This window comes from Mesorhizobium sp. M4A.F.Ca.ET.050.02.1.1, assembly GCF_003997725.1.
GTDB lineage: Bacteria > Pseudomonadota > Alphaproteobacteria > Rhizobiales > Rhizobiaceae > Mesorhizobium.
Window position 1 is genome coordinate 1 of the sequence record NZ_RZSG01000377.1, and the last position, 5,705, is coordinate 5,705.

Annotated in this window: 7 protein-coding genes and 1 pseudogene; 4 read left to right on the plus strand and 4 right to left on the minus strand. The window is 57.8% G+C overall.

Annotated features, from left to right (window positions below):
- The first annotated feature begins 250 nt into the window (after positions 1–250).
- The 3 genes from EOA33_RS39175 (at position 251) to EOA33_RS21975 (ending at position 1,150) form a co-directional block, all read left to right on the plus strand.
- On the plus strand, positions 251–424 hold the full coding sequence (locus EOA33_RS39175) for a hypothetical protein (RefSeq protein ID WP_189375215.1): 174 nt from the start codon (positions 251–253) through the stop codon (positions 422–424).
- Positions 421–735, plus strand: a complete 315-nt coding sequence (locus EOA33_RS21970) for a DUF982 domain-containing protein (RefSeq protein ID WP_126056303.1) — start codon at positions 421–423, stop codon at positions 733–735. Before EOA33_RS39175 ends, EOA33_RS21970 begins: the two co-directional genes overlap by 4 nt.
- Before the next feature lie 91 nt (positions 736–826).
- Complete coding sequence (locus EOA33_RS21975; RefSeq protein ID WP_126056302.1) at positions 827–1,150, plus strand: hypothetical protein; 324 nt, start codon at positions 827–829, stop codon at positions 1,148–1,150.
- 925 nt (positions 1,151–2,075) lie between these two features.
- On the opposite strand, the gene EOA33_RS21980 is transcribed toward EOA33_RS21975, so the two are convergent.
- The 4 genes and pseudogenes from EOA33_RS21980 to EOA33_RS40695 all read right to left on the minus strand — a co-directional run bounded on the left by EOA33_RS21980 (position 2,076) and on the right by EOA33_RS40695 (position 4,575).
- A complete protein-coding gene (locus tag EOA33_RS21980; protein WP_126056301.1) occupies positions 2,076–2,264 on the minus strand; it encodes a DUF3606 domain-containing protein in 189 nt (62 codons plus the stop codon).
- A gap of 271 nt (positions 2,265–2,535) precedes the next feature.
- The gene (locus EOA33_RS21985) at positions 2,536–3,042 is read right to left on the minus strand and encodes a ferritin-like domain-containing protein (RefSeq protein WP_126056300.1); all 507 of its coding nucleotides are present in this window, start codon (positions 3,040–3,042) and stop codon (positions 2,536–2,538) included.
- Positions 3,043–3,108: 66 nt separating this feature from the next.
- Positions 3,109–3,183, minus strand: a pseudogene (locus EOA33_RS40690) (KGG domain-containing protein); the annotation flags it as partial.
- A gap of 1,035 nt (positions 3,184–4,218) precedes the next feature.
- Positions 4,219–4,575, minus strand: a complete 357-nt coding sequence (locus EOA33_RS40695) for a hypothetical protein (RefSeq protein ID WP_245455596.1) — start codon at positions 4,573–4,575, stop codon at positions 4,219–4,221.
- Between the two features lie 796 nt (positions 4,576–5,371).
- Between EOA33_RS40695 and EOA33_RS22005 the strand changes: the two genes are divergently transcribed.
- The coding region (locus EOA33_RS22005) for a Ku protein (RefSeq protein WP_348628254.1) at positions 5,372–5,705 on the plus strand (334 nt) is incomplete at its 3' end.

Consider the following 5,705-nt stretch of genomic DNA (forward strand, 5'->3'; position numbering starts at 1 on the left):
GCCTGTGGCCGCCCAGGTCAAAACCGATCCCAAGCAAAGCGCGAAGGCCCACGGCCTGCCTGTGGCGTGAGCAACTACTTCCGCCATTCGATTGAACGTCTTTTCCATGACACAAACCTTGGATGATGCTGCGCAACAAACGTTGGTTTAGGGCACCAGTTCCCACCCGATCAGGATCGCGATTTCCGGCAACTTTTGCGCGCTTGCCGAGTTTTGTTTTCCGAGGGTTTCTAGAAGGAAGAGTGTCACCATGGAAGCGACACAAATTCAGCCAGCCGCGGTAGAAGCCGGCTTGGAACGCAAGCGCTGCGCCGACATAGCCGACATGCAGGCCTTACATTTTGAGCGAAAGAAAATGTTCCCGGTAGCCAGGGCGTTGAAGGCGGTCGCGCAAGAAATTCGCGGCGTCCATTCTCAGGTATGAGCGCGCTGCTCCCCGGCAAGGCCGGCAGGCTCAATCACACGCTGGCAAGGCGGCGCTTCTATTCTCCGGTCTATGTGCAAGCGGGCCGGCCGGACAGGCGTTATGAAGTTAACCACGTCCAGGAAGCGGCCGAGCAACTCGTCAAGTGGTCGAAGCGGGGCCCCGGATGGCACAAGGCAATGATCCTTTGCCTGTCAGCTCTGGAGGGCGATCCAATCGACCCGCAGGTCATACGCAAAGCCTTCGAAGCTGCGGCAAAGGAGGCTGGCATGTTGCTCCGTTCCGACCAAGGCAATGCCAGCCGAGATTAATTCGCGTTCCCGGGAACATCTCTCCCTGAACCCAGTTTTCTCCCTACAGGGTCTGCTGTAATCCTTTTCGGCGATCTGGGAGGAAAACCTGATGAACGTCGCCAACTTGCAACTTGAAGGCCTTCTCATGTCCGTTGCGTCAATCAACAATCTCCTGGTTCACAAGGGAGTTCTTTCGATCGACGAAATTGACAGCGCCCTACAACATGCCGAGGATTCGCTGTTGGACGACGCACGGCTTTACGAGGATATGTCCCCGTCAAATCGCGATGCTGTGTGTTTTCCGCTGAGACTGCTTCAGTTGGCTAACTTGGCTCAGTCGGAAACCGAGATTCCGCCGTTCTCAGAACTTGCTAAAATGGTGGGCGAACTCAAGCAGCCCTATAACGAAAAGAGGGCCGGCATATTGGGCTAAGCGCACGACGCCACTGCGGATTTCCAATCGATTAGATAACGCAGGCGGCCACGAAAGCCATATGCTGTTCACGCCGCGCGCATGCGGCCCTCATGCTCCTACGATCCCGCGGCAGGCGGTCCGAACGTGAGAATGATCAATAGGGCAATAAAAAGCACCGCGCTATCATGGCACCCCACATCAGGATATTTCCGGTGATCCCCGGGCTGAGACCCTGTTCCGGAAGATTCCGGGCTGGGCGCTCGGAACATTAGCGGGTTCGAATAGTTAGGCCCTTGCGTCGGATGAGGCTGCTTGGAGTTCGGCGTAGGCTGGTGGGGCAAAAACATCAGCCGGCCCGCGTTATCGGTTCCTCCGTAGCGCGGGCTTTTTCATGCCGGAACAATGCGGCCGCCTCGCGGTTTTCATGTTGGCGGCGCATTCCAGATCACAACTCCGTGGCGCCGCCTCGGGCAGCTAGCCCGAAATGGAGCCCGCACCGGTCCCTCCCGGTGCGGGCTTCGTTTGTGCAATATGATGCGGCCGTGGCCGCCTGGGATGACGATGACAGCAAAGACCCATTCAGAACTAGACCAACGAATAGACCGAACGAGTAGGGCTGCGCGCGAAATTATCAAGATGGAGGCAGCGGCGCGCGCTGAAAGGACCAGAAGGTTGAAGGATTTGCGCGAAGCAAAACAAGCCACTGAGCCGAAGCCTGTGAAGAAGACCTAGGCTTGACACCCGACTGGCACTTAGGAGTCGACATCCAACCGCTGGTGTTTGGGCTGCTCATGCCAAATGACTTGCCGCAGGTCGCGCCAGCCGACCGCTTGACCGCACACAAAATGGTCGCCTTCGCTAGCCGGCTGACTGCCGTGTCGCGCGCCGGTAATCGGCGGCCCTAGATCGGAAAGCTTGGTCATTTTGCAAAGTCGATGGCCATCTACCTGTTGCCGAGCTGTTCGGCTGCGCGCTCCAGCGTCCCGCGGTCATTCCCGTGCTTCCTGATAAGCTCGCGAACCTCCGGGATCGTTAGACCGAACCTGCTGGCGAGGTAGCCTACCTCGTATTCTTCATCCCCCGACACGCGGTCGCGGTCGTGATAGTCACGTTTGCTCTTGTCGTCGGTCATGAGATTTTCCTCCTGATGTCAGCGGTTGCTATCTCTTCAGCAACTGACGACAGAGCGCGTGAAACATTGAACAGTTTTAGTCGTTCAAAGGCGCGCGCTCGTTCCTGCAGGATCATTATGCATCGTTGACGTTCCGAGACGGCTTCGGCCGCCGATGCTGCCGGTAACATCACACTAGCTGGTTGTTCAATCGGGAGGTTGGGTGGCATCGGTATGTTCATCGTAGCACCATGCGGCTCCGGACAAGCGCCGGAGCCGCTGTCGAGGGTGGTCAGGCCGCTTGCAGGGCGCGCTCGTTGGCATCGCTCTCGCCCAAAGCGCTGAGCGCTTCGTCGGTCGCCGTCTCTTCTTTGAGGGTTTCGCGCAACAGCGGGAGGGCATCCTTCATGCCGAGTTGTTCCGCCCAGGCGATGAGCGTCCCGTAGCGGGCAATCTCATAATGCTCAACCGACTGTGCGGCACCTACAAGGCCGGCATCGAGGGCGGGCGCCCCCTTATACTCCTCGAGAATCTCCGAGCCTTCTTCCAGAATGCCGTCGATGGCCGGACACGTCTTGCCTCTGGCAGGTTTGCCGAGTTGCTCGAAAACCTGTTCGAGCCGTTCTACCTGGCGTTCTGTTTCCATCCGATGTTTCTCGAATGCAGCGCCTACCTGTTCGGATTGTGCGGCCTTCGCCAGCTTCGGCAATGTCTTCAGGATCTTCTTTTCCGCGTAATAGAGGTCCTTCAGACCATCCACAAACAGGGTTTCCAAACCGTTTTCCGATTTCGTCGGCATTGCGTTTTCTCCTTCTGAATGGCTAAGAAGAAGCGGCGCCTGGGAGCGCCGCTTCCTCTCTCAAGACTGACCACCTTTGCGACCGGCTTCCGAAGCCTTCTCGCGGTCGTCAGCAAAGTTGCCGCTGCCGCCGCGCTGTTGGCCACCGCGTTGCTTGTCATCGGCCTGCTGCTGACCCCGCCTGTCGTCGTCGCGCTGCTGCTCGCCGCCGCTGCCGCGGCGCCGATCCTCATCCCCGGTGTTTTTCCGGCTCTGCTGTCCTGCCTTCACATGCTGTTCGCGATTTCCGCCTTGATTGGCCATGTTCTTCTCCTGCCTTGTTGGTAAGTTTTTCCTAACCATACTCAACTGTGGCCCTCGCGCTCTGTTCCGACGGAAATATTTCGTGATTTGGAATCAGCCTCGGCCGCCCCCTGCGCCCGCCCGCCACAATTCCTGCACGCCCACTCCGAGGTCGGGGAACGGTTGTGCTCGAATCTATGGCCACCGGTAATCAGACAGCGGTAACTCGACGGCGTGGCTGAAAACGACCGCCTTTAGGATCAGGGAAAACGAGCTGCTTGGTGTCGAAATGATTGACCGAACACGACAGCGGCACTTATTGGATTACCCGCACTATAGGCGACCGGATCACTGGCTCCAGGTCATTTGGGAAGTGTGGAGCATCGCCCGGTAGGGCATCGGCTTGGCTTCTTTTCCGATTGGTCAGCGCAGGGAGGAGTTCGCCACCTCTTCCCAGATAACTCTGAAAGGTCACTCATCACTCGACCCCACGCAACTGCCGATCAACGCGTTGCCTACGGCCCAGTTCCGGTTTTCCATGCGAGCGCGGCTCGCCCCCTCCTCATATGCGACTTTGTCCAGACAAGGCGCAGTGCACAGGGAACGGGCGCCCCTCAAATGGACGTAGGTTGACAGCCCCCAAGTCTAAAATTGTCGGGAACTGCGCCGCCTATCACGCGTACCATGTCGAAAATCCCGTTGCCAACCAACCCCTGCAACGGGCTTTACTGGATAGCCCGGCACCGGTCCTGTCGCTCGGTCATGCTGCTGAGCAGCCGGGCTATTCGGTTCTCACCAAATGACTCGCAAATCCCCCCAACAGGTATAGGCTATCTTCGTGACCCGACAACCCAAAAGGGGGCGTCGATGTTATGTTCTGTCGTTTCCATTAATTCAGGCCAATTCAAGCCGGCAGCGCCCCTGCAGGGACGCAGGGTCCTTGTCGTCGAGGACGAGTATCTGATCGCAGCCGAACTCGAAGAGGCGATCAGGGAAGCTGGCGGCAGGATAATTGGTCCGGTGGCCAATCCTCAAGATGCTTCGAGGAAAATCGCCAGCGAGGACGTCGAATGCGCCACGGTTGACATAAAGCTGGGTGGTGCCGCGACCTTCGCCGTCGCGGTCGAATTGAAGGCGCACGGTATCCCGTTCATATTCGTCACCGGATATGACCGGACCATTGTCCCAAGCGAATTTTCTGGCGTTCAGCGTCTTGTGAAGCCCGTCAAAACCGATGACGTCATCAGGCATTTAATCGAGCTGACCTAATTCACCGCCTTGTCCCGTCCCACTGGATAGGCGACTTCCTTCCCGGTGACCCCTCGCGCCATCTTCAACAGCCTCAGGCGCAAACTTTTTTCTTGTCAGCGACCTTGTTCCGTCTGGACGCTATATAAGGCGGCGCTAATCACGCCGATGATCGCTTTCTGCTGAGTTTCGTATCGATCCTATTTTTCAGCACGCTTCTCCAGGCGCAAGCGTGTCAGCCTTCGGGGTCAGGCAGTTTGGCTTCACATTCGATGTGCCCCCAGGCTTTGTCTTGACCCAGCGCTCGGACCGGGGCGGCTTTTCAGGGCGCAAACGAAGCCTTTCTCGCCGTGTGGGGCGCTAGGCTCGCCAGGCCAGTTTTCGGGCCGAGATCGAGCATCGGATGGTTGAGGACGAAAAGGCCGGCTGGAAGCTGACGTATCGGCGCGTCACGCCGCGATGGGCCAGTTACTCGGGCATCAACAATGGCCAGATCCGATATGTCCGTGCCATTGCCGTCTGCAATGACTCCGTGCCGCGCTCGTCACCATCAACTACAGCAGAACCGAAAAAGTCCCCTACGATCCAGTTGTGGTCCCCATGGTGCGATCCCTGATGGCGGAAGGCTGCTAAGCTGAGTCCGCCGCGAATTGATCGCTGGTGCTGCATTGTCGGCACACTATCCCATGTCTGTTTTGATCATTGTCCTCGCGAGGCTGCCAAGTCTAATACCGGCGGTTTGGAACCTCTCCGGCTGCTGAGTATTTCGGTAGAGCTCCAGAAAAACGAGGCAACAACAATGGCGGCGCCGCGGGCGGTTTGGAAAGGCTTCCTGAAAGTTGGTTCGGTCTCCTGCGGCGTGAAGCTGGTCGGCGCGACCAGCGAAGCCTCGAAAATCCATTTCAAGATTCTCAACCGGAAGGACGGTCTTCCGGTAAAGAGCGCCTACGTCGATGAGGAGACCGGCGACATCGTCGAGGCAGAAGACCAGACGAAGGGATACGAGGTCGAAAAGGGGGAATTCATCGAAGTTCCGCCCGACGACATCAAAAAGCTCAAGCTGACGTCCGCCCACACCCTGGAGGTCGAGGAATTCGTTGCTCTCGACGACATCGACACGCGTTATTTGGAAA